The sequence below is a fragment of the Paenibacillus sp. B-A-8 genome (genome assembly GCF_048572915.1).
Lineage (GTDB): Bacteria > Bacillota > Bacilli > Paenibacillales > Paenibacillaceae > Paenibacillus_AQ.
Genome location: NZ_CP183882.1, coordinates 1,746,392 through 1,771,559 on the forward strand (window position 1 = coordinate 1,746,392; position 25,168 = coordinate 1,771,559).

A 25,168-nucleotide genomic window follows, 5' to 3' on the forward strand; every position below is an offset into this window, starting at 1 on the left:
TTCAAAGAATCGGTATGGTGGACTTGTCAGACAAATAGGAGGTTGAACAGATGTCAGGATTGCTTAGCAATTTTGTTACGCAGATTGGAATCTTGGTGAATGATGTTGAGAAGGTAAGTACGGCATATGCGGAGTTTTTTGGACTGAAGAAGCCGGGAATTATCGTTACAGATACAGAAGATATTGCGCAGACCCGTCATAATGGCGTGGCGACGCAAGCACGGGCAAAGCTGGCTTTTTTTGATATGGGTTCCTTGCAGTTGGAACTGATTGAGCCGGATCATGAGCCGAGCACATGGCGTGATTACTTGAATGAGCATGGGGAAGGGCCTCATCATATTGCTTTTGTGGTTGAAGGGATGAAGGAGAAGATTATGCTGCTCGAAGGCAAAGGCTTCCCGCTCCAGCAAAAGGGTGAGTATACCGGAGGGCGTTATGCTTATATGGATACGTTCAAGGAGTTAAAGGTAATCGTAGAGCTGCTAGAGAACGACAAGGATAAAGGAGAGGACTCATTATGAATATTATAATTACCGGCGCCGGACGTGGATTGGGGTATGAACTGACGGCTGAGGCATTAAAGCGTGGTCATGGAGTGATTGCTGGGGTTCGTCGTCCTGATCAGGATCAAACAGCGCTATCCCAGCTTGCTGAAACCTACGGAGATAAGCTAACTGTCGCAGCGTTGGATGTGACGGATGAAGCGGGAATCGCAGCACTGGCTGCTAGTCTACAAAAACAAGGGCGGACGCTGGGTGCCATTATTAATAATGCGGCGGTGCTAAGTGCCCGGGATACATCGATTGAAACGTTGGATTTCCAAGATATGCTTACAACAATGGATATTAATCTGTATGGACCAATGCGAGTGGTTAAGCATTTCCTGCCGCTACTCACGGAATCTGAATGCTCGATCATCAATGTATCGTCGGAAGCAGGCAGCATCACTAATGCATATCCAAACGACTATCCATATGGCATTTCCAAAACAGCGCTCAATATGTTCTCGCAGCAGCTGCATGTTTATGTAAAAGAACGCGGAATTCAAGTGCTTAGCGTGCATCCCGGGTGGATGCATACAGATATGGGCGGGGCAGAGGCCCCGACAAATCCAAATCAAAGCGCCGAAGGGATCCTTGACCTGATCGAGAAGCGGACTACACCTGAAGGTCATTTCATGTTTGTGGATTATACGGGTAAGGATATGAAGATTTGAGTACATCAGTTGAAATTAAAATTTATTCTATTAAGGTAAGTACGTGACTGCGGTGAATGTTTGGACTTCCGGCCGCTGTTGTCACCAGATTTCTTGATTAGATACCGCTCTTCGCGGTGGAAATCCGGTGACAAAGGCGGTCGCTAGCGCTCCTACAGTTCCAAACTTCCCCTCCTTCACTTTTCCTTTTTAGAATGTTTTTAAGTTCAACTTATATAAATAGGAGTTGTAAGTAAAGAGAACCTCGGTAATTATGCCGAGGTTCTCTTTTTTGTTTATAGAAATGCTTATTTCTTAAGCAATAAATAAGCGAAATAAGGTACGCCGATTAGCGACACCATGATCCCTGCCGGGATACCGTCAGGATCGACCAGATTGCGGCCAACAGTATCTGCGATCAGAAGCAACCAGCCGCCAAGCAATACAGCGACGGGAATAAACATCTGATTGCGCGGGCCCACTAGTGATTTTGCAATATGCGGAGCCATCAGCCCGATAAAGGCGATCCCGCCTGTGACGGATACTGCTGAGGCGGAAGCTGCAACAGCCGTGAGAATCAGGACGATACGTTCACGTTCCAGATTCAGGCCGACACCAATGGCGGATACTTCACTAAGACTGAGCAGGTTGAGTCGCTGTGATTTGTACAGGGTAAAGGGAACTAGCAGGATCAACCAAGGCAGTAAAGCCCAGATGAACGGCCAATCTGTACCCCATATATTCCCTGCAATCCATTTTGCAATAAAATCTACCTTGGCACGATCCGCGGACGAAATGATCACGATCATAACGCCAGACAACGCTAGGGAGAACCCTACCCCAACTAGCACCAGCCGAACAGGATCAAGTCCCTTAGTTCGACTATATGAAAATAGATAGATTAACGCGGCCGTAAGTAATGCCCCTATAAAAGCAACCAGCGGCAAAGCAAAAATAAATGATCCGGCGCTAACCGGAAAAAATAGAAAGAACACAGCGACAGCTACACCTGCACCGGAATTGATACCAATAATACCGGGGTCGGCTAGATCGTTTCGTGTAACGCTTTGCAGAATGGAACCGGATAACGCCAAGGCCATACCTGCCAGTAGTGTAATCAGAATTCGCGGCAATCTTACAGAGAATAATACAAAATCCTCTTTAAAGGTTCCGTGCCCGAATAGAACCGGAAGCAGCCTGTCAAAAGATAAGGAAGAGTATCCGATTCCCATGCTGACGATTGCTGTTAGCAGAATCAATCCGGTGCATACACATAGGATAATCCGTTGCTTTCGTACGGGTGCAGAGGAAGTCATGAGAGTGTTTTACCTCCTTTCCGAACAACAAACAAGAAGAAAGGCAGCCCAAGCATAGCTACGACGGCGACCACTGGCGTCTCATAAGGTGCATGAATTGTCCGTCCAATTGTATCCGCGAGAAGCATGAACGATGCACCCGTAAAGATCGAAATCGGCAAAATATACCGGTAATCGGTACCGACAATCTTACGGACAATATGCGGAATCATCAGCCCTACAAAAGCCATATCGCCAATCAGAGCGACCGATGCTCCGGTCAGCAGAATAATAAGAGTAAATAGAGTCCCTTTAACCAAAGCAAGGTTTTGTCCTAATCCGATGGCTACCTCGTCACTTAAGCTAAGAATTGTTAACTGGTTTGAAAATATTAATGCCACCACGATGCCGATGAGAATAACGGGTGCGATAGCCTGAAGCTGGCCCCAGGTTGTGCCGATCAATCCACCCGCTGTCCACATGGATACATCCTTGGATATTTTGAAGGCAATGCTCACGCCACTTGCGATAGCATACAGGAAGGCAGATACGGCAGCACCAGCAAGCACGATTCGAATCGGAGAGAAGCCGCCTTGACGCGCGGAGCCGAGAATAAGCACTAACAAGGCTCCTAGAGCAGCGCCGAAGAAACAAGCGATCATGGTACCAAAATAATTCAGTCCCGGCAGAAATACAAACGTAAGAGCCAGCGCCATATTAGCTCCCGAGGTCAGACCGAGCAGGCCGGGGTCGGCTAACGGATTACGTGTAACCCCCTGCATGATAGCACCGGATACGGCAAAGGCGGCACCGATTAGCATGGCGGTCAGTTCGCGAGGCAGACGGATTTCACGCAGAATAAGAACATTGTCTGCTTTTGAATTTGAGGTGATGGCAAGCCATAGGTCATTGAAAGTGGTTTCTTTAGCCCCGAATAGCATAGCAATCACGAGGCATATAACCATTACCAGCACGCTACCAAGCAGCTTATATAAAAATGGAATGGAAGTTTGCTTCGTAGTCATGATCTTTATTTTCCAAGAAATTGTTGTTCAAAGAATTCCAACTGGTATTCAAGGCTAAGCGGATCGTTAAAATAGAATGCTTTTGCATCAGCCTCGAAAACACGATTGTTTTTGACGGCAGGGATGCTCTTGTAGATTTCTGTATTCTGGAAGGAATTATCTTCATCCGCATTTTTACTGAAAATAACGTAATCGCCCAGATAATCCTTCAGCACTTCTGTCGAGACAGCAAAGAATCCATCCGTTTTGGTGCTTTCTTTTACTGATTCTGGCATACCGAGTTTAAAGTCCCCATAAAGAAGCTCAGTTCCGCGGCCAAAGTTATATCCGTAAACATATAATTGCTTATTGAAGGTCTCAATAACAGACACAGTTGCATTATCGCCGATCTTCGCTCTGATTTCTTCACCAGCTTTTTTAGTGCGGGCGCTAAAGTCATCGACCCAAGCTTGAGCTTCTTTTTCTTTGTTCACCAATTTGCCGACTTCCAGCTGTTGGGTTAAATAATCCACTTTATTATAAGTATAAGTAACGGTTGGTGCGATTTGCTTGAATTTATCGATATTCTTAATATCGGAGAGCCCGATGATCAGATCCGGTTGCAGTTCAATGATTTTCTCCAGACTTTCATCGCTAACCGCTTCTACGTCTTTCAGCTGTTCTTCAAAGCGTGGGTTGGTTTTGGACATTTCATCTACGCCTACAACAGGCACACCCAGTGCCATAACATTACCTGTTAAAAAACGGGTGAGTACAACGACACGCTGAGGATGTGTTGGAACCTCAACAGGCCCGTCTTCGGATTGATAAGTAAAAGTTGCACTTTCTGACTCTGCAGCAGGAGCAGAAGATGGGTTGTTTGTAGGACTAGCCTCATTTTTCGCCTGATTTCCCCCACAAGCACTGAGTGCAAGCCCCATAATAAGTACAAACGGAATAAATATCTTTCTCATTAAATAAGTCTCCCCTTTTTTGTATGACAGTGTTTCTTGGAACAATTCCAGAAGTGTAAATCAATCTTCAGCTATACCTCAGAGTGATTATGAGAATCATTCGCATTTGTAATCATTATAGGGATCACTTATGTACCTAGCCATGCCTTTTTGTTGGAAAAAAGGCTTGGACTATTATTTGCCTCCGAATAAAGCTACAGCACGTCCCAGTTGTAAACGAATCGAAGCCGGGTTATAAGGCACCCAATCATCCAGATCAAGTAAATGGACTTTCTTCTGCTGCACTGCGGGAAGCTGGTTCCAATAAGGGGATTGAAAGATTGCTTCAGTATGCGCAGTAGATCCTTTGGCATCGGGAAAAACAATGACTAAAATTCGGTCTCCTGCATAATCTGCAAGATCTGAAACCCCGATCGAAATCGAATGGAACTGATCTCCCAATCTTTTTATCTCGTTGTCAATCAAGGTCGGTGCTCTAAGTCCAAGGGATTGGTACATCACATAACCTACATTCCTTGCTCCGTAAACGAGTAGCTCCTCAGGCTTGATTACCAGAATGGTGATGATATCATTAGCGACTGTGCTGTGCTGCACTACTTCGCGGGCTTCTAGCTCTTCTTGTTCAAAATCGTTCAGCCACTGCTCCGCCCGTTCACTCCGCTGAATGGCCCGGCCGATTAATCGCAGCTGATCTTTCCATCCGATTTCATTCCAAGAGATCTCCATAATCGGTGCTACAGCTCGCAGCTGCCCGGCCTTCAATCCGTATTCCTCCAGATGTTCTTTCGCCGCAATAATCAGTTCGACGTTGGCCTCAAGTAATAGCGACCTGATCTGTTCAGCAGAGCTGTTTGTATTGATAAATTTCATCGACTGCGGTGGTTCCTGATCCGAAAGATTCAAATATTCACTGCTTTCAGAGATGGTAACCGCAGGTTCTAAGCCAAGTAACAGTAGATGACTGGCATAAGGGGTAAGCATTACGGCAACTCGCTGGAACGAGCTTCGGCTGTAACCGGATGGAGATGCGCCTGTCTGCAGCTTAAAGCGACGACTGAGATAAAATTCATCCTTGTAGCCTACCTTCAGCGCAATTTCCCTAAGTGTGCCTGAACCGTTAAGCAAAAGCTCCTTGGCACTATGAACCCGTAGCCGTGACAGATATTCGCTTTGGCTGAAGCCTGTCACCTGCTTGAACAGCGTTGAATAATGCGAGCTGCTTACACCCGCAATGGCGGCCAAGTACTCACGTGTTATTTTTTCGCTAAAGTGATTCTCCAGGTAAGAAATGCTCCGTTCCATCGAAGGTTGCTCATTGACTGTATATCTGGCTTCCTGCTGTTCTAATAATTGCAGAATAATTTGATGAAAGAGCATTTGATTCTGTATATGGCGTGTTTCTCGATCTGGCAGTCGGTGGAGATACAACTCCCTGATACTCGATACAATCGCAGGCTCATAGGGAAACAACAGCATATTTGAACCCGAAGCAATCTCGCTTTTTCGGATCATTGCACCGCCAGGTATGGCCTGTGTCTGCTCCTGAATCCAGATGGTGAGCTTATACACATGAAGCGGCTGCTGAAGATTTGTAATTAAAGCGGCATGAATATTAGCGGGGAGTAGGATTACGCTTCCTTCCGTAAGCTCATAAGTTAGATTATTGACCTCAAGGCTCCCTTTACCAGCGGCAACGGCCAGCAGCACGGTTAGATTCTCATGGATCTGAGCTCTTGGTAGATTTGAGGTCCCATACATCGATTGAATGCTGCCAGCGCTATATAAAGGAAAATGAGATTCGGCCCATTCCGGGATAACGTTATTCAAAATAAGGCCTCCGTTAGTTGAATATATTTTCAAACTATAAATCTATGGATTGAACAGTATTATTGACTTCTGTGGAACCAATTATAACATCTTCCCTTTTTAAAAGATTTGTCTGTCCAAGAGAAAGCATATTGGATCGAATATACATACTACCAGGTATTCTTTATCCATTTTAAAGAGGTGATTAAGATGAAAAAGCAGTTAGCCTCAGCCAAGAAGCGCAAGCTTTTCTCCAGACCTAAACCCAAATCTAATCTGAATCCTAAAGCAACAGCCCAGACCATTAACTTCGCGGTTATTGGGGACAGCCATGTCGGATATGGGAATAGCGCTAGCATTTTTAAGAATCTTTTGCCAAAGGCAGTAAGCAGCGGGAATAAGAGATTTGTTATTTTTGGAGGAGATAACACGCAAGCGGGAGCGAATCATGGAAATAATGCAAATGCTTACTACAAGGATTTTAAAGATACGGTAACAAGCACGCTGGGGAGCATCCCTTATAAAGCATCTATAGGGAATTGGGAGGCTAGTACACAGTCCTTGTTCACGCAATATTTAGGTGCAGTGGAAGGGCAAATGAATTTTCCGGGGACACAGGGTATGGTGAAGTACGTGTGGCTTAATTGTGCTATGGGGCAGTTCACTCCGGGCAGTATTAATATATTGAAAAATTTAGATGATCAGCATTTTTATATTATTGATTTTCATTGGCCTTTAAAGGTGAGCGGGATCACGGTTGATCCAAGCCATGTATTAAGCGCGGCGGAAACTGCTAAGTTTTTTGGGGCTATTCCTGCGAAGGTGAGAGATAAGATACTTGCCATTTTTACGCATCATGGGCACAAGTTTTACCGGAAGCTTACCAATATTTATCCTGGCTATACGAAAACTAAATTCTTCGTGTGCGGATGTTCTGGTGATTATAAATGTACGCCAAATGGGAATCGAGGCTATTATAATGCCACATTGACCATCAATGGATCGGTATTAAACGTCGACGCATTTAAAGTAGCAGTCACTTAGTGAAGAAAAAGAACGTTGTTGGAGCTGATTTTCGGGAAAAATCCGAGATCAGCTTTTTTTATTAATAATCGGCTAACAGGAAAATAGCAAGTAAGCAGGATTATTTAATATATTTGTATAATAGTTTATATATGTATTAAATAAAATTATTTAGGAGGGCTACCTATGAAAGGACTATCATTTAATGGGCTAGAACAGGCGGGGATGTCGGCTTACGGCGTGGAGCGCATACGTACAGCAGCTGCACAAATGGTTGAAGACAACATCACACCGGCACAAGTGATACTTGCTGCGAGAAAGGGGGTACTACTAGTCCATCAAGCGAACGGTAAATTCGGTCCAGAGCCAGGCGCAGCGGAATTAACTGTGGATGCTATATATCCACTATGCTCCATAACAAAGCTGTTTACGGCAACCGCTATTATGATGTTAATGGAACAAGGGAAAGTAGGTCTAAACAGACCTGTTTCCGATTACATCCCCGAATTTACAGGTGAAGGCAAAACTAAGGTATGCGTACATCACTTGTTAACACATACCTCTGGTCTGGAGGGTGAGGTCATTTGGCAGAATGGGCAAGCGAAACAGGAGCAAGGGGAGTACCCTCCGCACGAACCTAATCAAGACCCAGATCAACATAAGTACTTGTATGGCGGTTATGATGCACCGCTTAGTAATGAGCCTGGTACAGTCATGTCTTACTGTGGGTATGGTTATGAGCTGTTGGGTGAAATCATCCGGCGAGTGAGTGGACAAGCTTATGATGTATTCGTAAATGAAAACATCTTTATACCGCTTGGCATGGAAAATACATATTATCGTGTGCCGATGGAAGTACGGGACCAAGTAGTTAGACGTGCACCAGAAGCAGCGTGCGCGGAATGGGTAGACAGTGAGTACAATCTGAATTCTGTCTCTGCGGGGGGCGGCGCTTATTCAACGGCGATGGATTTGGCTGTCTTTGGTCAGATGTTTCTTAACGGTGGGATTTATAACGGAATACGATTCCTTAGTCCGGTAACAGTGAGAGAAATGACCCGTAATCAAATTCCAGGCGTATCCTCACAATATAGAGACGAGATTTTTCCTGAAGCCTATTGGGGTTACGGTTGGGCGATTAACGGCACGAAGCGTGACGGTGGAGATTTGTTCTCTCCAGAAGCTTATTCACACTGGGGTGCGGCAGGTCCATTCCTCTGTGTGGATCCGGTTTATCAGACAGTTACAGTACATTTATCCGTAGAGCTAGATCACCAGAAGCCATTTAAAAATATGTATGTGGATTACTTCAATAATACTGTTCTGGCAGCCATCACTGATCTTTAATTATCCTTTTAGATTTTTAGTCGTGTCTCCTATGCCTATAGCGTACTTTCCCAGTTTTTTCTGAATTGTTTAGGGGTGGTTCCGGTATACTTCTTAAACACTTTGGTAAAATAGCTCTGGTCATTGAAATGTAGCCTCGTAGCGATATCCGATAAGCTAATGCCCGGTAATTCGATTAATCGTTTGGCTTCTACAATCCGCTCGAATTGAATAAAATCACTGACCGTGAATCCTGTTTCCTTCTTAAATAATTGGGAGAGATAGCTCCTGTTTAATCCTGCGACTTCAGCTAGCTTATCTAAAGAGAGTTCCTCATATAGGTGGTTGAAAATATAGTTTTGACAGAGGGCCACGGTGCGCGAGAATTTCGCCATTCGGCTCTCTTTGACATGGTCAGCGAAATCGCAAAGAGCATTAAGAATAGCATGATCTACGGCAGGAATATCCTTTAGTTCTTCGATATGCTGGATGTGAAAGTCACTTAGGGTATAAGAAATCTCCCAATACAGTCCTCCATCAATAGCGGCACGTGTAGCAAGCGTAATGCAGGAGATCGCCAGATTCTTTTTGTTGCGTAAATGGCTCTTCTTGGAGAGTACTCCGTAATTCTCTTCAGAGAAGGTTGCCTGGACACGAAGCAGCTCAGCCTTATTCCCATTTTTGATATGGTGAAATAATGCTTTTTCCAGCATGGGTTCGTGGTGCAGCCATGTATTCTCACGTCGGTAGGAAACGTCTAAGTCTAAACTGTCTGAGAGAGGCTGTTTATGTTCAAAAGTTCGAGTGTTCAATAACAGTTCGCTAAGGGATAGCGTCTTTCCAGTGACGAGCGAGTATAGCAGCATAGCGGTATGGTTGAGTCTCATTCTATTAAGCACAGCTAAACTGCGGTAGTATTTCATCCATTGCTCGTGCAGTCTGAGTGGAACCTCATGGTCACGCATCAGACTTGTCATATTATTCTCTGAAAGTTGAGTATACAGTGTAGGACCGATCACAATACTTCCCCCGTTACTGCTGCCAGAGGGCAGATGGAGAAGGATGTAATTCTCTAGGAAACTAGTAGTGCGAATGATCGGTATGGAGGCATTGGAGTGATCCAGAATAGAATTGTTCTCTCTTTTAGTAGAATCTGCAATTTCCGAAAGGAATTCATTAATGTCATAAACCCATGGGGCGCCTTCCGTTGAGGAAGGCAGCGCTAGCTCAATTCTCCGATTGGCGTCTAGCAGAAACACAGGAATATGCAGCGATTCATACAACACTTTACAGATATATTGCGCTCCTTCATGATCATCTAAATGATTCAATATTTTCAGCCTCCTCGCCCAACCAGAATACCAAAAATACAATAATAATGCCATAAATCTAATATGAAGTCGATTAAAATGGGGATAGATACATTCAGAGGAGGTATTTTTATGAAAACCAACATTCAAGAACTCATATCAAAAATGACCCTTGAGGAGAAAGCAGGACTCTGCTCAGGGCTTGATTTCTGGCATACGAAGGGCATTGAACGACTCGGAATCCCCTCTTTAATGGTAACGGACGGACCCCATGGTTTACGCAAGCAAAAAGAGAGCGCCGATCATCTCGGACTCCATAATAGTGTACCTGCGACTTGTTTTCCCTCAGCAGCAGGGATGGCTTCTTCTTGGGATCGGGATTTAATCGGGCGTGTGGGTAAAGCACTCGGGAAAGAGTGTCAAGCAGAGAACGTTGCTGTTCTGCTTGGACCGGGAACAAATATTAAGCGCTCTCCATTGAACGGCCGTAACTTTGAATATTTTTCGGAAGACCCATACCTTTCTTCGGAGATGGGCGGGAATCATATCAAAGGTGTGCAAAGTGAAGGAGTAGGAACCTCACTCAAGCATTTTGCCGCTAATAATCAGGAGCACCGGAGAATGTCTGTTGATGCCGTTGTTGATGAGCGGACGCTGCGGGAGATTTATCTGGCTAGCTTTGAAGGCGCAGTTAAGAATGGTCAGCCATGGAGCGTGATGTGCTCTTACAATCGAGTGAACGGTGAGTATGCTTCCGAGAGTGAATTTCTTCTGACTAAGATTCTTAGAGAAGAATGGGGCTACGAGGGATTCGTCGTCTCCGACTGGGGTGCGGTCAATGAACGGGTGAAGGCGCTGCAAGCAGGGCTGGAGCTGGAAATGCCTTCAACCGGAGGAATTGGTGATGCTAAGATTGTCGCAGCAGTACAAAGCGGCGAGCTGGCTGAAGAAACGTTGGATCTTGCAGTGGAACGGTTACTTGCCTTTGTTTTTAAGGCGGTGGAGAACCGTAAAGATAATGCATCATTTAATGCGGAAGAACATCACCAACTGGCTCGTGAAGTGGCACGGGAGAGCATGGTGCTCCTTAGAAATGAGGATCATATTTTACCGATAGCTAAACAAGGAACGATTGCGGTCATAGGTGAGTTTGCTAGAAATCCACGATATCAGGGCGGGGGCAGCTCACATGTGAATCCGACGAAATTAGATGACGCTTTTGAAGAGATGAAGGCTCTCGCAGGTTCTGCCGAACTGCTGTATGCACAAGGTTATGAACTGAATCATGAACGAATTAATGAAGCCTTGCTGCAAGAGGCGCGGGATACAGCGGCAAAAGGGGATATAGCCGTATTGTTCCTTGGACTTCCGGATAACTATGAATCAGAGGGGTATGATCGCAGTCACTTGTCACTTCCAGAGAGCCATAAAGCACTGATCGATGCAGTGGCTGAGGTGCAAACCAATATCGTTGTCGTGCTCAGCAATGGTTCACCCATAGAAATGTCTTGGATCCATAAAACGAAGGGGATTCTTGAAGGTTATCTAGGTGGGCAGGCTTTTGGCGGTGCAGTTGCAGATCTATTGTTTGGAGAGGTTAGTCCAAGCGGTAAACTGGCAGAGACCTTCCCGATGAAGCTGAGCGACAATCCATCCTTTCTTAATTTCCCGGGTGAAGGGGATACAGTGGAGTATAAAGAAGGTTTGTTTGTAGGCTATCGTTATTATGATAAAAAAGAGCTTGAACCGCTGTTTCCTTTCGGCTTTGGCCTAAGCTACACAGAATTTCAATACAGTAATTTAACAATTTCCAAGAGCAGTATAAAAGATAACGAGTCCGTAAAAGTTACGGCTACCGTCAAAAATACAGGTACTCGTGCTGGAAAAGAAATCGTTCAGCTCTATGTTAGTGATGTGGAGAGCAGCGTAATCCGCCCACTTAAGGAGCTAAAGGGCTTTCAGAAGCTAGCGCTTCAGCCTGGGGAAGAGCAAGAGGTTGCTTTTGAACTGGATAAACGTTCCTTTGCTTATTACAACGTCAACATTGGGGATTGGCATGTGGAAAGTGGCATTTTTGACATTGCTATCGGTTCCTCTTCAAGGGATATTCGTCTGACTGCTTCTATTGAAGTGGAATCGACAGTTCCGCTTGCGTTACGATATCATCGCAACAGTACCGTTGGTGATTTGCTAGTCAATCCACGGACGGCAGATAAAGTGAAGAAATTCAGCAGTGTTTTTGGGTTAGGCGATGCGATGGGCGATAATCCAGAAATGTTCATGGCGATGATGAAATATATGCCGCTGCGGGCACTGATTGGATTCGGCCAAGGGAAATACACGGAAGAAGATTTAGCCAAGGATCTGCAAGAATTTAATTCTTTGGCTGCGGAGTAGGAGATAGAAAAGGCCAAGTCTGATCTTTAATAAAAATCTAATATAAGTAAGCCAGTAGTCCATATTAGTCATATTTGATATGCACCACTGGCTTACTTTTTTTAATTTCTTGTTCAGTTGCCGATATCAGTAAACTTGATGATTGTGGCATGATTTCTTAGGTGTGCCTCAACGCTTCCTTGAAGGAAATCCGTATTCTTTAGCTTGCCACGCTACTAGTAGCGCAAGAATTAATAGAATAAACAATACCAACGGGAAGGAGCGGACACCAACTGTTTCAATAAGAATCCCACCCATCACGCCGCCACCGCCGATAGCTAGGTTCCATGCCGTTACTAACATCGACTGGGCCATATCTGCACTTTCGCCAGCTGCTTCAGCAACTGCTGTTTGTAGCAAAGTAGCCGCTCCTCCGAACGTCAACCCCCATACAGCAACCACTAAATAGATCATTATTTGGCTGCTACTAATGCCCAGCACAATGGATGACAAGGCGAAAGCCACGAGGCTGATTAGAACCAATGGACGTAGTTTACGGTCGATCAAAATACCGATGACCCAGATGCCAACAAGCGCAGTTATGCCAAAAATAAGCAGTATCAAGTCAACGCGTTGGGTAAGCCCTGCCTGAGTAAGATAGGGTGCAATGTAGGTATACAGGATGTTATGTGCTAGCACCCATGCCAGAACGACAAACAGTACCGGCCTTACTCCCGGAATAACAAAAACCTTGTAGAGAGGGAGCCGCTTATCAGGAGCCTCCCCTGGATAGTCCGGTAGCTTCCAAACTACCCAGGCGACAAGCATCAGAGCCAGAAGCGACATGATCCCGAAGATGGAGCGCCAGCCCACAAGGGTGCCAAGAAGTGTTCCGGCAGGGACACCGAGTGCTAGAGCGAGAGGCGTGCCCACCATCGCCACCGCCATAGCTCGGCCCTTGCGTGATTCCGGGACCATACGCCGGGCATAACCTGCAATCATGCCCCATAAGACTCCAGCGGATACGCCTGCGAAGAACCGAGCTCCCAGCGTAAGTACATAATTTGAAGAAAGAGTGGTGACGGTGTTGAATACGAGAAAACCAAGGATGCACATTAGCAGAAGGGGACGCCGCCGCCATCCGCGTGTCACGGTGGTTATAGGAATCGCGGCTAACAGCGAACCAAGGGCGTACAAAGTGACAAGTTGACCTGCAAGGGCCTCGGAGACGCCAAGCCCGTCCCCAATTTGGAGCAATAGCCCAGCTGGGATGGTTTCGGTAAGAATACAGATAAACCCCGTCATAGCAAGGGCAAGTAATCCAGCCCATGGGAAACGTTCAGTTGTCATATATAGCTTCACACAGGTCAACTGTAAACTGACCTGACATGCCTTCCAGTGCGGTATTGGTGAACGCGACAACACTGAGCCGCTGCTTGGGATCGACGAACCACGAATGACCATAGGTACCGCCCATTCGCCATGTCCCTGGGGATTCTGGAGTGTCTGCGGCTGCAGGGTCCTTGAGTACCGTAATGCCTAGGCCAAAGCCTCGGCCTGGCCAAAAGGCCATTGGCAGATCACCGATCTGGTTGGTTGTCATATCCTGAACCAAAGATTCCGGCAGCAGAGGGGCTCCGCCTTTGCGTAATGTTTCTAGTAGTTGCAAAAAGTCTCCGGCGCTGCCGACCATACCAGCTCCCCCTGAAGGATAGGCAGTGTCGTCCAGTGCTCGACCAGGTGCAAGCAAGAATCCTGCTGTACCCTCGACGAAGGAAATGCTGTCCGAATCAAGCAAAGGCCGTGGCTCTGGACTATCATTGGTATAGGAAGTGGCCAACCGTTCTAAATCGACTGCAATAAATCCGGTATCATTCATACCCAACGGTTTTGTAATGAGCGCATGTATGGCCTCGCTGAGTGGTGTCTCTGTGACCTTTGCAATTACTGCTCCAAGCACATCTGTTGCGATGGAATATCTCCACTCGGTACCTGGCGTATAGAGGAGGGGGACAGAGGCTAGCCGACGTAGGTTCTCTTCCAACGTAATGCCGGGCTGATCCATGCCATCTGATACTCCCGCTTGTTGGTAGGGGCCATTCTCTTCTTGAAAGAAACGGTAAGACAGACCTGCGGTGTGTGTCATCAAATGACGGATCGTCATTGTGGCCACCTCACCGTTCTGCAAACGTGGCTGGAATTCTGGAAGCCAACGATCAACACGATCGTCCAACCGCAGGCGACCTTGCGCCACTAATACTAGAGCAGCAGTTGAAACGATAGGTTTAGTAACCGAAGCGAGCCGAAATAAGGCGTCTTCTTGCATAAGCAGGTTCTTTTCGCGGTCGGCAAGACCGGCAGCGCAGCTATAAACCAGTTCTCCATCTATCGCCACTTTAACAACAGCACCAACTAACCGCTTGTCGGCAAGTGTACGATCAATTACCTCACCGACACGACGGGGTAATCCCTCTGAATTAATTTTATGTGAATCCAATATCTCCAACAGTCTTCATCCCTTCGGAATAGTTAAAGTCATAAATGCTTTACTATTGTAGGGTTATTATATAAAATAAGGTACCTTGATTACATAAGGTAACTAAGTTAAATTACCTTTATAACGATTAATTACAAGTTAGTTTATAGGATTGACCTTAAATTTAAAGGAGGAGATTTCGATGGATCATATTGATAAGCAAATTCTTCTTCACCTTCAGAGTCAAGCGAGAATTTCTATGACAGAGCTGGGAAAATGTGTCGGTTTATCACAACCTGCAGTTACGGAAAGAGTTAGGCGCATGGAGGAAAAAGGCATCATCAGCGAGTATCGCACCATAATTTCCCCTGAAAAGATTGGCAAGCATGCTGCTGCCTACATGTTATTTCATTCAAGGGATTGTAATGCATTTCTTGATTTCTGCCGTTCGTCTCCCGATGTCGTTGAATGTTACCGTATAAGTGGGGAACACAACTACTTATTGAAAGTAGTAACCGACTCTACCCGAGCGCTTGAGGAGTTCGGAAATCAATGTGACAAATACGGTACCTACACGATTCTAATCGTGATGTCATCGCCAATCGATCATAAATTTCTTATACCATCGCTTGAAGAAGCAAGCCTAAACTTGCTGAGTTAGATTTGAAGATTAATCCGCTAGCCCTTAGCAACGCCAAAAGACTCTTCTATGTAAAAAAGAGGGCGTTGGTCGTAATAACGGTTTAGATAATCCACAATTTTTTATTGAAGATACAAACTTCTTCAGAAGGTACTTTAGATCAATATGATGTGGAGTAAGATGGAGTAATCCCTAACGTTCGTAATCAATGATGTATTTAGAAAAAGGCTGCCCTTAGAGGCGGCTTTTTTGGTTTTAAAGGGTTGAGTTAATGAATCTAAATTATCCATTCATTCTCTTCTATATGACTTATATTACATTAAATACCATAATGTCATATGACAAAAGTGATGACAACGTACACTATTTTTATGCTCTTTTTTTATATATATTGTTGGAATGACTTGTACAAGATGCTAGTAGTGGTATGAAAAAAGATAAGATAATCGATAATTTTCTTAATGTACGGGTGAGTATTAAATAGCAACTTTAGTTGTCTTGATTGGACCACGGATAGAATGGTAGATTTAGGTGAATTGTCGAATGTTGGAGGAAATATGGGGCTTTAAGGAATTAATCGTATTTGGAAGCGTTCTACAACTAAATAATAATGGATGGTACAAAGCGAATGAATATTAGCATTATATTGTTGGCTCAGCACTTTAACGTAACCGTACAATGTCTGGATCGAATTAAGCAATATACGTCTATGTCCTATGAACTTATTGTTGTCTCGGATAATGAATCTGCCGAAGTATCGAATTTCCTTGCTTATGAATATGGTGTTCATGTCATTCATAGCAGGAGTAAAGGGGTTGCAGCTTCATTTAATCTGGGCGCGCGGTCCGCTTCGGGTGATCGTCTTGTATTTATCCGCGATCAGATCATGGTAAATGAGGGGTGGCTTGAGCAGTTGTCGGGCTGTCTGGACCATCATCCGAATGCTGCGATCGTGGGTCCGAGGATGAATGACGTTAGCGGTGGCCAAAGGATTCCGATTGTTTATCAGAACATGGAGCAACTCTATCAGTCGGCGTCAATGCTTGCCATTGGGAAATCGATGTCTTGGACCCGGGTTCCTAGGCTTGTCAGTTTGCTAATGATGATACCGCGTCACTATTTTGAGCAGATGGGGTCCTTCGATGAGAGGTTTGAGGTTGAATCCTATGAGGACGATGATCTGTGTTATCGCGCATTATCTATGAATCTGGATATTTACATAGCGGAAGGATGCGTAGTCTTCCGGAAGGAACCTCCTTCAGTCAATCCCAATGATCCCGATTGGTACAATAACAGATTAATCTTGAATCGTGCTATGGCCATAAGTAAATGGGGATTCGATTTAACTTCGTCATTGCATTGCAGTACGCGAAAGGTCACGGTCAGCTTATGCATGATCGTGAAGAATGAAGAGCAAACCTTAGGACGTTGTTTATCCAGCGTGCGGGAGCTAGTCGATGAGATCATTATTGTGGATACGGGTTCGAGTGATGGAACCAAAGAGCTCGCGGCTTCTTATGGAGCTCGGGTTTATGATTTCGAATGGGTGAACGATTTCTCCAAAGCAAGAAATTATGCCTTCAGTCTCGCCACTCAAGAGTATCTGCTGTGGTTGGATGCGGATGATTATCTGCAATCAGAGGATGCAGAGGCTCTAGGGTCCGTTATATCCGGATTACCATGGGATATTGATGCCGTATCGATGCATTATTATCTCGACCGAGATAAGGACGGTAGCGTAACTTCGAGTTTAAGGCGGAATCGTCTGGTTAGACGAAGTTGTGGTTTCCGTTGGATTGGAATTGTTCATGAGTACCTGGAGGTCGAAGGCAAAGTACTCTATGCCGAGTTAGGCATAACGCATGATAGAAAGCATACGCAGTCTTCGCGTAATCTGCTTATCTATGAGGGGATGATCGAAGCGCAGGCGAGCTTCACTCCGCGGGATTTATTTTATTATGCTAATGAATTGTATGATCACGGCCAATGGCAGCGAGCGATAGAGCAATATGATACCTTCATTGCAATGCCGGATGGCTGGATGGAGGACAAGCTGCTAGCGAGTCGGCGTGCCGCCGATGCATTGGCGCAATTAAGCCGCTTTCAAGAAGCTAAGCTTAAAGTACTTCAAGCCTTTGCATTGTCACCTCCCCGAGCAGAAGCTTGTTGCCAATTAGGGTCTTATGAGCTAGTTGAACAACGGTTCGAGAATGCTGTTTTTTGGTACAAGCTAGCTACAGAAGTTCCTAAGCCGACTGAGCCTAACGCTAGAATAGACAATTCGGCATGGACGTGGCTGCCACATCTGCAATTATGCGTTTGTTATGATCGCTTAGGTCAACACGAAGAAGCTAACTATCACAATGAATTAGCTAGGGGTTACGTACCGAAGCATCCTAGCGTCATAGCAAATCGCGATTATTTAAAGCAATACGTAACTTTATATACTTGAGGGGGACATTGTTAATGGCAAGACTAAAGAGAGCGAAGGCAAGTGGCAAGAAGAATGGGAATCAATTAGCCTACAAGAGCTCCATGGCATTTATTCTAATGAGTCAGTTAATTGCACCATTGAGCCCTGCCTTTAGTGGTATTCTACCCCGGGCAAGCGCAGCGGCTTACAGCGATGTCAATACTTCTTCATGGGCGTACCAGTATATTACCAAAGCGTCCGCACTAGGGGTAATTGAAGGAGATGGTTCAGGCAACTTCAACCCGAACCGTCCAGTCACGAATCAGGAAGCGGTAGTTATGGTGCTTAGGTTCATGGGATATGAGCAACCAAAAGAAAATGGAACGAGCCTGCCCTTCACTGTGGATTCATGGGCAACTGTATGGATACAGCAAGCCATTGACATCGGCCTAATAATCCCAAGTGAGGAAGAGAGACCAAATACCGTCATCTGGGGAAAAGAGCAAGCAAGTCGCGAGTGGATAACACGTCTAATTATTCGTGCGGCAGGCAAGGAATCTGAGGCGATAGAGTTTAAGGATAGCAACATCGGTTTTTCGGATGCGTCAGACGCATCGGACTGGGCAGCAGGCTACATTAATGCTGCAGTAAACCGTAATGTCATTTCGGGTTTCCCTAATAATACTTTTAAACCTAAGCAGACGGCTACTCGTGCCGAGTTTGCTGCTATTTTATCTAAGACGGAAATATTTGCGAGCACGGTATCCGATCGAATTATCCATGGCTCTGTCGTCTCGATGTCGAAGAATTCTATCGAATTGTTAAGCAGCAGCGGCCAGACGTCGAAGTTCGAAATCAATACCCATTCAGTTCTGTTCGGAGACAATGGCAAGGGTGTGTTGCCTACAGGGGCATTGGTGACGCTCATCCATAATGGAGGAGTGGCTTCCTTCGTTGAAGTATTAGGAATGGTGGCATTAGGCCAGACAGGTTCAAAAGGTGATAAGGGAGACACGGGCGCAACTGGCGCAGCAGGTCAAAACGGGTCCTCTGGCTCCAGTGGACCGCAAGGCGCTACGGGAGCAACTGGAGCAGTTGGAGCAACAGGCGCAACTGGAGCTGTAGGAGCAACCGGAGCGACCGGACCACAGGGAGTGCAAGGCATTCAAGGAGTAACCGGGGCGACTGGAGCTAACGGTGTAACTGGAGCAGTTGGAGCGACTGGAGCAACCGGAGCAACCGGAGCGATCGGACCACAGGGAGTCCAAGGTATTCAAGGAGTAACCGGAGCAACCGGGGCGGCTGGAGCTAACGGTGTAACTGGAGCAGTTGGAGCGACTGGACCGACTGGAGCAATCGGAGCAACTGGACCACAGGGAGTCCAAGGTATTCAAGGAGCAACCGGAGCAACCGGAGCAACCGGGGCGACTGGAGCTAACGGTGTAACTGGAGCAGTCGGCGCGACTGGAGCAATCGGAGCAACTGGACCACAGGGAGTCCAAGGTATTCAAGGAGTAACCGGAGCAACTGGGGCGGCTGGAGCTAACGGTGTAACTGGAGCAGTTGGAGCGACTGGACCGACTGGAGCAATCGGAGCAACTGGACCACAGGGAGTCCAAGGTATTCAAGGAGCAACCGGAGCACAGGGAGTGCAAGGCATTCAAGGAGTAACCGGAGCAACCGGGGCGGCTGGAGCTAACGGTGTAACTGGAGCAGTTGGAGCGACTGGACCGACTGGAGCAATCGGAGCGACCGGACCACAGGGAGTCCAAGGCATTCAAGGAGTAACCGGAGCAACCGGGGCAGCTGGCGCATCAGGTGTATCAACAATAATTCCATTCTCTTCCGGAGCACCAATTACCGTAACGACAATCCCGGGGGGATTAACCGGCACAGGGGCAATGCTCGGATTTGGCAATTCGTACTCAGGAGCTAGCATAATAGGTAATACAATAGATTTGACTGGAAATTATGGTTCGAATCTTAACCTGGCGTTTGTCGTTCCGCGTAATGGTACGATTACTTCGATTTATGCTTTCTTCAGTACAACTACAGCAATGTCTTTAGTAGGCACAACCGTAAACATTCAAGCACAAATGTATAAAGCGGGTAGTAACAGCAATAGTTTTACTCCTATTAGTGGTGCAGCAGTATCCTTGGCGCCTAGTTTTACAGGAATAATATCTATCGGATCTATTAGTACCGGATCAGCAACAGGATTAAATGCTGCTGTTCAGGCTGGTGATCGCTTAATGCTAGTATTCACTTCTACAGCTGCCGGTCTAAGCTTGATAAATTCAGTAACAGGTTATGCGAGCGCTGGAATTGAAATTAAGTAATTCAAGATTTGGGGCTGGACCATCCATTTTATTTGATAGGAAGTGATTAAATTTGGCAAGAAAGCTAGTTTCGATAAAAAGATTGAGCTTACTGTTGGTGTTAGTTCTTATATTTCCATTCGTCATTCAATTTCCGTCTGCGGGGTATGCAAAAGGGCGTGCTTTTGAACAAGTAAAGCTGCTGGCTGCACCGGCGAATCTGGCAGTTAGCGGTACAACCTCCACAAGCATCGGCCTTACCTGGGATGCCGTAGTGGGAAGCTCTGACTCCGATGTGAGTTATAAGGTAAGCCTAGCGGAGCAGACCAATTCTAGCGTGACCGATGTGGTCTACACCTTTAATTCAGATGGGTTAACGGAGTATACGGTGAAGGGATTAGCTTCTGAGCGGAGCTATACATTCACGGTCCAAGCGGTAAATTTATCTGGACCTGTATCAAAAACAAGTCTCCCTTTAATCGCAAATACGCTTCCAGCAGAAGCACAATCTCCGACAACGAAAGAAGAGGAACTCCCACTAGCCGATCAAGAACCGCCGAGTAGCCCTAAGTTAAGTCTTATCGGTCGCACATCGGACAGTATTAGCATGGCATGGAGTTCATCCGATGATAATGTGGGAGTTGCGGAATATGTTCTATATCAGGACTCTAATCTGTTGGCAGAAGTAACGGTCAGCACAACAGTCTACTCGGCCGTCAACTTGAAGGCTGGACAAGAGTACACCTTTTTAGTACAAGCTATAGACGAAGCGGGGAATAAATCAGCATTCAGTAACGAGTTGAAGGTTAGTACACTTGATGATGTAAGTGTGGTTGGTCCGGTTATGAGCATGGGCAACGGGAATTCCTTCCATACATTGACTATCCAGCCGGATGGTACCGTATGGGCTTGGGGCAATAATAGGAAAGGTCAGCTCGGTGATAGTACGACCATTACTCGTAATAAGCCTGTGCGAATTGTTGGTTTGCCGGAGATAAGTGCCGCATCCGTTGGACAAGACCATTCCATCGCACTTGCGACGGACGGAACGGTTTGGACATGGGGAGGCAATAATGTGGGCCAGCTGGGTAATGGTGCGGTGGAGTCCCAGCTTATGCCGCAGCAAGTGCCTGGATTGGCGCATGTCGTAGCGGTTCAAGCGGGTGAGCAGCATTCGTTAGCGTTATTGTCCGATGGAACGGTGTGGGCGTGGGGACTTAATGCTTATGGGCAGCTTGGAAATGGTACCAACGAGGATAGCACATTACCGGTGCAGGTTGTAGGTTTGGAGCCAATCGCATCAATCTCGGCCGGAGCCTTTCATAATCTAGCGGTTAGCCGCGAGGGTCAGGTTTATGGATGGGGGTTCAATGCGTATGGTCAACTCGGCGATGACACAAAGATTGACCGCTCGACTCCCGTGCAAGTTGCTGAATTAAACGGGGTTGCGTCCGTATCTGCCGGTTTCTACCACAGCATGGCAGTGAAAAAGGACGGAACCGTATGGAGCTGGGGAACGAACGCCAAGGGGATTTTGGGTGATGGGACAACCGAAGATCATTATACTCCCGTTCAAGCGGTGGATCTTGGCTCAGTGATCAGCGTATCCGCTGGCGCCTTGCACAGCATAGCGCTGAAGAGGGACGGAACCGTATGGCTATGGGGAGCGAACAACGAGGGTCAACTCGGTGGTGGAGCTGAGTCAGAGCGTTCTATCGCGTCAATGCTCAATATTGGCAGTCGTATCGTTACTATTAGTGCAGGTTATATGAGCGGCGGAGCGGTTAGCGAAGAGGGAGCCTTGCTGACTTGGGGTTACAATGGACTAGCCCAGCTTGGTGACGGCACTTATACTAATGTCATTGATCCGGTTACAATTTCACTTGTAGAAGAAACTAATTGAATTTGAAGAGTAGGGAATTCCATGCCTAAGTGGCAGGGAATTCCCTATTTTTGTATGTCGAAAGAGAAAACTCTCTGCTTTGTTATTTGAAAGCAAATGTCTTTGTGGCTAAAAAAAGAGACTCTTCTATATAAATAGAGGAGTCTCTTTAATTATAACAATTTAGATAAATAGATTATGATTAGATTGATCGGCTTGACCGAGGTAATACCCTACACCGCCGATTTTTACGCCGTCGATCAGTTCTTCACGGGTGATGCCCATAAGGTCCATAGACATTTGGCAGGCAACGATCTCGACACCTTGGTCGACAGCCATCTGAATCAACTCTTCCAAAGAAGAGACATTGTTGTTCTTCATTACAGAACGAATCATTTTGGAGCCCATGCCCATCATGTTCATATTGGAAAGGGTTAGCTTCCGGCTGCCGCGTGGCATCATCGCTCCGAACATTTTTCCGATGAAATTTTTGTTCACAGGTACTTTCTCATCCTTGCGGATAATGTTTAAGCCCCAGAAGGTAAAGAACATCGTTACTTTTTTGCCGCTGGAGGCTGCTCCATTAGCAATGATGAAGGAAGCAATCGCTTTATCCAAATCCCCGCTGAACACAACCATCGTACTTGCGTTACTAGTTTGGACGGGTTGTGTTCCTGCTAGTGCGGATTCTTCGCTCAAACCTTTGCACAGATAAGCTTCGATCATGCCCGTAGGCAGCTTCGTTAATTGCAAAAGCGTGTGCTTAGACATACGAGCCCATGCCTTGATATCTTCATAGAATCCCGGATCGGAAGCCGTTACCTTCAAGATTTGTCCGTCCAAGAGCGGGTCCATGCTCATCTTGACTTGAATCAGCGGCCCGGGACAGCATAGTCCGCAAGCATCAAGCACGGAATCAGGTGTTAAATCTAATTCTTGTTTGGCTGGTGCGGATACGGGAATCCCATTTTCATTTCTCGTGGCCGTCGCCATTGCTGATCCAGACGCCGTAGCTGACCCAGATCCCGCTGCTGCAATCTCTTTGCTGGCTGCTGAAATCGTAGTGGTTGGCGCTGAGATATCTTTTTTCGTAGGAGTAAATTTGCTCAGTTGGTACGTCTTATAGCCGCCGGTCAGATTCTTCACACGGAAACCTTTTTGCTGCAAAATCCGGGAAGCCGTATAGCCTCTAAGTCCAACTTGGCAATACACCCAAATTTCTTTACTAGGGTCAAGCTCACTTAGACGACCACGCAAATCATCTACAGGGATGTTAATGGAGCCTTCAATATGGCCGTTGGCATGTTCGATTTCCGAACGCACGTCAACTAAAATGGTGTTGTTCTTGTCGCGTCCTTCTAAATCCTTTGGAACGAATACCGTGGTCATGCCTTGCAAAATATTTTCAGCGGCAAAGCCAGCCATGTTCACCGGATCTTTAGCGGAAGAATAAGGAGGGGCGTAAGAAAGCTCCAATTCCGATAAATCAGTGACCGTACCTCTGAACCGAATAACTGTGGCGATATCGTCGATACGTTTATCTACTCCACTGTAACCGACAGCTTGTGCTCCTAGCACCGTACCTTTTGGATCAAAAATCAGCTTCATAGATATCGGAGTTGCCCCCGGATAATAAGTTGCATGAGAGCTTGGATGTACGTAAATCACGTGATAAGGTAAGCCCAAGCGCTGTAGTGTTTTTTCGTTATTGCCTGTAGAAGCGCCTGTGATTCCAAATACTTTGATAATGGAAGTTCCTTGGGAACCTTTATAAGTAGTGTTTAGACCGCTAACGTTGTCCGCTGCAATCCGACCTTGTTTATTGGCAGGGCCTGCTAATGGAATGGCGGTTTTAGTTCCGTTTACGAAATCCATCACTTCGATCGCGTCACCGACAGCGTAAACCTGATCCAAGTTTGTCTCCATACGCTCGTTGACCAAGATATGCCCGCGTGGACCGAACTCTAAGCCACTATCCTTCAGGAAAGAGGTATCCGGCGAAACGCCGATAGCCAGCAGAACCATATCACTTTGCAGCACCGTGCCACTTGCCAATTGAACTTCTATTTGTTCACCAACATCTGCAAACCCTTGAACCATATCCGAAAAAATAAGATTAACGCCATGCTCATCAAGCTCTTTTGCCAAAATAGAAGACATTTCAGGATCGAACGGAGCTAAGATTTGCGGACCCGCCTCGATCAAGGATACTTCCAGTCCAGCTTCTCTAAGGTTCTCAGCCATCTCAACACCGATAAATCCACCACCAATCACAACGGCGGAACGAGTGCCTTCGGCTGCGACTTTGGTTTTGATTTTGTCAGTGTCGGGAATGTTGCGCAGCATGTGAATTTTGGAACTTTCGATACCAGGTAGATTCGGACGAATTGGCTTAGCACCGGGTGATAAAATAAGCGCATCATAGCTCTCTTCATAGGAGCCTTTTTCTTTACTTTCTACTCGCACTTTCTTGTTCACAGGGTCGATAGACACCACTTCGCTTTGAATCCGAACATCGATGTTAAACCGTTTATGCATCGCCTCCGGTGTCTGCACCAGCAGCTTGGAACGGTCCTGAATGGAACCTCCGATATAATAAGGTAGTCCGCAATTGGCAAAAGAAATGTACGGATCACGCTCAAACATTACAATATGAGCCTCTTCATCTAATCTCCGAAGCCTGGCGGCGGCTGATGCGCCTCCTGCAACTCCTCCGACAATCAGTACTTTTTTACTCATGATGATTTAGTCCTCCCCTAAAAATAGCTGAATTAGATGTTTGATCTTCTCGTCTTTAACAGAATAGTTAATTTCCAGTCCATTACGTTCGGTTTCGACAATGCCTAGGGATCTAAGCTTCTGTAAATGCTGTGATACCGTAGATTGTGGAAGGTCAAGACAGTCTTGCATGAAGCTAACGTTGCAGCTGCCTTTTTCAAGCAGTCCTTTAATGATGCATAAGCGAACGGGATGAGCGATAGCCTTTAAGGTTTCGGCGGTTTGGTTATAGGCTTTAAAATTTTTGTCCATGGTTATGAACTCCTCGCTTTACAATATCCTTATATCGTAATATTATGATATAGTGATATAAAAATCAAGTTATTTTTACAAAAGAGAAGGAGAGATGCTC

The 25,168-nt window shown here is 46.0% G+C and carries 18 protein-coding genes; 9 read left to right on the forward strand and 9 right to left on the reverse strand.

The window, feature by feature from the left end:
- Positions 1-50: 50 nt before the first annotated feature.
- Both ACN6MV_RS07740 and ACN6MV_RS07745 read left to right on the forward strand, forming a co-directional pair.
- On the forward strand, positions 51-521 hold the full coding sequence (locus ACN6MV_RS07740; RefSeq protein WP_419886089.1) for a VOC family protein: 471 nt from the start codon (positions 51-53) through the stop codon (positions 519-521).
- Complete coding sequence (locus ACN6MV_RS07745) at positions 518-1,216, forward strand: SDR family oxidoreductase (protein WP_419886090.1); 699 nt, start codon at positions 518-520, stop codon at positions 1,214-1,216. The genes ACN6MV_RS07740 and ACN6MV_RS07745 overlap by 4 nt, the downstream gene beginning before the upstream one ends.
- 287 nt (positions 1,217-1,503) lie before the next feature.
- On the opposite strand, the gene ACN6MV_RS07750 is transcribed toward ACN6MV_RS07745, so the two are convergent.
- The 4 genes from ACN6MV_RS07750 to ACN6MV_RS07765 all read right to left on the reverse strand — a co-directional run bounded on the left by ACN6MV_RS07750 (position 1,504) and on the right by ACN6MV_RS07765 (position 6,295).
- Complete coding sequence (locus ACN6MV_RS07750) at positions 1,504-2,511, reverse strand: FecCD family ABC transporter permease (RefSeq protein ID WP_419886091.1); 1,008 nt, start codon at positions 2,509-2,511, stop codon at positions 1,504-1,506.
- The gene (locus ACN6MV_RS07755; protein ID WP_419886092.1) at positions 2,508-3,515 is read right to left on the reverse strand and encodes a FecCD family ABC transporter permease; all 1,008 of its coding nucleotides are present in this window, start codon (positions 3,513-3,515) and stop codon (positions 2,508-2,510) included. Before ACN6MV_RS07755 ends, ACN6MV_RS07750 begins: the two co-directional genes overlap by 4 nt.
- Before the next feature lie 5 nt (positions 3,516-3,520).
- Entirely contained in the window at positions 3,521-4,468 is a 948-nt protein-coding gene (locus ACN6MV_RS07760; RefSeq protein ID WP_419886093.1) for an iron-hydroxamate ABC transporter substrate-binding protein, read from the reverse strand.
- 174 nt (positions 4,469-4,642) lie between these two features.
- Entirely contained in the window at positions 4,643-6,295 is a 1,653-nt protein-coding gene (locus ACN6MV_RS07765) for a helix-turn-helix domain-containing protein (protein ID WP_419886094.1), read from the reverse strand.
- Positions 6,296-6,484: 189 nt separating this feature from the next.
- Here ACN6MV_RS07765 and ACN6MV_RS07770 point away from each other — a divergent pair, with 189 nt between their 5' ends.
- Positions 6,485-7,318 carry a metallophosphoesterase gene (locus tag ACN6MV_RS07770; RefSeq protein WP_042125333.1) on the forward strand — a complete coding sequence of 278 codons (834 nt, stop codon included), beginning with the start codon at positions 6,485-6,487 and terminating at the stop codon, positions 7,316-7,318.
- Between the two features lie 165 nt (positions 7,319-7,483).
- Positions 7,484-8,644 carry a serine hydrolase domain-containing protein gene (locus tag ACN6MV_RS07775; protein ID WP_419886095.1) on the forward strand — a complete coding sequence of 387 codons (1,161 nt, stop codon included), beginning with the start codon at positions 7,484-7,486 and terminating at the stop codon, positions 8,642-8,644.
- Between the two features lie 35 nt (positions 8,645-8,679).
- Here the strand turns inward: ACN6MV_RS07775 and ACN6MV_RS07780 are convergent, their stop codons facing one another.
- Positions 8,680-9,954 carry a helix-turn-helix transcriptional regulator gene (locus ACN6MV_RS07780; RefSeq protein WP_042125335.1) on the reverse strand — a complete coding sequence of 425 codons (1,275 nt, stop codon included), beginning with the start codon at positions 9,952-9,954 and terminating at the stop codon, positions 8,680-8,682.
- Between the two features lie 111 nt (positions 9,955-10,065).
- On the opposite strand from ACN6MV_RS07780, the gene ACN6MV_RS07785 reads away from it, so the two are divergent.
- Positions 10,066-12,330 (forward strand): beta-glucosidase family protein, encoded by a 2,265-nt coding sequence (locus ACN6MV_RS07785; protein WP_419886096.1) that lies wholly within the window; start codon positions 10,066-10,068, stop codon positions 12,328-12,330.
- Positions 12,331-12,498: 168 nt separating this feature from the next.
- On the opposite strand, the gene ACN6MV_RS07790 is transcribed toward ACN6MV_RS07785, so the two are convergent.
- On the reverse strand, positions 12,499-13,659 hold the full coding sequence (locus ACN6MV_RS07790) for an MFS transporter (RefSeq protein ID WP_419886097.1): 1,161 nt from the start codon (positions 13,657-13,659) through the stop codon (positions 12,499-12,501).
- Positions 13,649-14,815 (reverse strand): serine hydrolase domain-containing protein, encoded by a 1,167-nt coding sequence (locus ACN6MV_RS07795; RefSeq protein ID WP_419886098.1) that lies wholly within the window; start codon positions 14,813-14,815, stop codon positions 13,649-13,651. The genes ACN6MV_RS07790 and ACN6MV_RS07795 overlap by 11 nt, the downstream gene beginning before the upstream one ends.
- A gap of 172 nt (positions 14,816-14,987) precedes the next feature.
- On the opposite strand from ACN6MV_RS07795, the gene ACN6MV_RS07800 reads away from it, so the two are divergent.
- From ACN6MV_RS07800 to ACN6MV_RS07815, 4 genes are all read left to right on the forward strand, one after another.
- A complete protein-coding gene (locus ACN6MV_RS07800; RefSeq protein WP_419886099.1) occupies positions 14,988-15,446 on the forward strand; it encodes an Lrp/AsnC family transcriptional regulator in 459 nt (152 codons plus the stop codon).
- A 607-nt stretch (positions 15,447-16,053) separates the two neighbouring features.
- Positions 16,054-17,877 carry a glycosyltransferase gene (locus tag ACN6MV_RS07805; RefSeq protein WP_419886100.1) on the forward strand — a complete coding sequence of 608 codons (1,824 nt, stop codon included), beginning with the start codon at positions 16,054-16,056 and terminating at the stop codon, positions 17,875-17,877.
- Between the two features lie 14 nt (positions 17,878-17,891).
- Complete coding sequence (locus tag ACN6MV_RS07810; RefSeq protein WP_419886101.1) at positions 17,892-20,177, forward strand: exosporium glycoprotein BclB-related protein; 2,286 nt, start codon at positions 17,892-17,894, stop codon at positions 20,175-20,177.
- A 52-nt stretch (positions 20,178-20,229) separates the two neighbouring features.
- Positions 20,230-22,059: a fibronectin type III domain-containing protein gene (locus ACN6MV_RS07815; protein ID WP_419886102.1), complete on the forward strand. Its 1,830-nt coding sequence runs from the start codon at positions 20,230-20,232 to the stop codon at positions 22,057-22,059.
- A gap of 162 nt (positions 22,060-22,221) precedes the next feature.
- Here the strand turns inward: ACN6MV_RS07815 and ACN6MV_RS07820 are convergent, their stop codons facing one another.
- Both ACN6MV_RS07820 and ACN6MV_RS07825 read right to left on the reverse strand, forming a co-directional pair.
- Positions 22,222-24,777, reverse strand: coding sequence for an FAD-dependent oxidoreductase (locus ACN6MV_RS07820; RefSeq protein WP_419886103.1), 2,556 nt, complete (start codon positions 24,775-24,777; stop codon positions 22,222-22,224).
- Between the two features lie 6 nt (positions 24,778-24,783).
- Complete coding sequence (locus ACN6MV_RS07825; protein WP_042125344.1) at positions 24,784-25,068, reverse strand: ArsR/SmtB family transcription factor; 285 nt, start codon at positions 25,066-25,068, stop codon at positions 24,784-24,786.
- Positions 25,069-25,168: the final 100 nt, after the last annotated feature.

Coding starts and splice junctions, on each gene's coding strand:
- ACN6MV_RS07740 (WP_419886089.1), top strand. CDS start 51: ATGTCAGGATTGCTTAGCAATTTTGTTACGCAGATTGGAATCTTGGTG.
- ACN6MV_RS07745 (WP_419886090.1), top strand. CDS start 518: ATGAATATTATAATTACCGGCGCCGGACGTGGATTGGGGTATGAACTG.
- ACN6MV_RS07750 (WP_419886091.1), bottom strand. CDS start 2,511: ATGACTTCCTCTGCACCCGTACGAAAGCAACGGATTATCCTATGTGTA.
- ACN6MV_RS07755 (WP_419886092.1), bottom strand. CDS start 3,515: ATGACTACGAAGCAAACTTCCATTCCATTTTTATATAAGCTGCTTGGT.
- ACN6MV_RS07760 (WP_419886093.1), bottom strand. CDS start 4,468: ATGAGAAAGATATTTATTCCGTTTGTACTTATTATGGGGCTTGCACTC.
- ACN6MV_RS07770 (WP_042125333.1), top strand. CDS start 6,485: ATGAAAAAGCAGTTAGCCTCAGCCAAGAAGCGCAAGCTTTTCTCCAGA.
- ACN6MV_RS07775 (WP_419886095.1), top strand. CDS start 7,484: ATGAAAGGACTATCATTTAATGGGCTAGAACAGGCGGGGATGTCGGCT.
- ACN6MV_RS07785 (WP_419886096.1), top strand. CDS start 10,066: ATGAAAACCAACATTCAAGAACTCATATCAAAAATGACCCTTGAGGAG.
- ACN6MV_RS07790 (WP_419886097.1), bottom strand. CDS start 13,659: ATGACAACTGAACGTTTCCCATGGGCTGGATTACTTGCCCTTGCTATG.
- ACN6MV_RS07800 (WP_419886099.1), top strand. CDS start 14,988: ATGGATCATATTGATAAGCAAATTCTTCTTCACCTTCAGAGTCAAGCG.
- ACN6MV_RS07805 (WP_419886100.1), top strand. CDS start 16,054: ATGAATATTAGCATTATATTGTTGGCTCAGCACTTTAACGTAACCGTA.
- ACN6MV_RS07810 (WP_419886101.1), top strand. CDS start 17,892: ATGGCAAGACTAAAGAGAGCGAAGGCAAGTGGCAAGAAGAATGGGAAT.
- ACN6MV_RS07820 (WP_419886103.1), bottom strand. CDS start 24,777: ATGAGTAAAAAAGTACTGATTGTCGGAGGAGTTGCAGGAGGCGCATCA.
- ACN6MV_RS07825 (WP_042125344.1), bottom strand. CDS start 25,068: ATGGACAAAAATTTTAAAGCCTATAACCAAACCGCCGAAACCTTAAAG.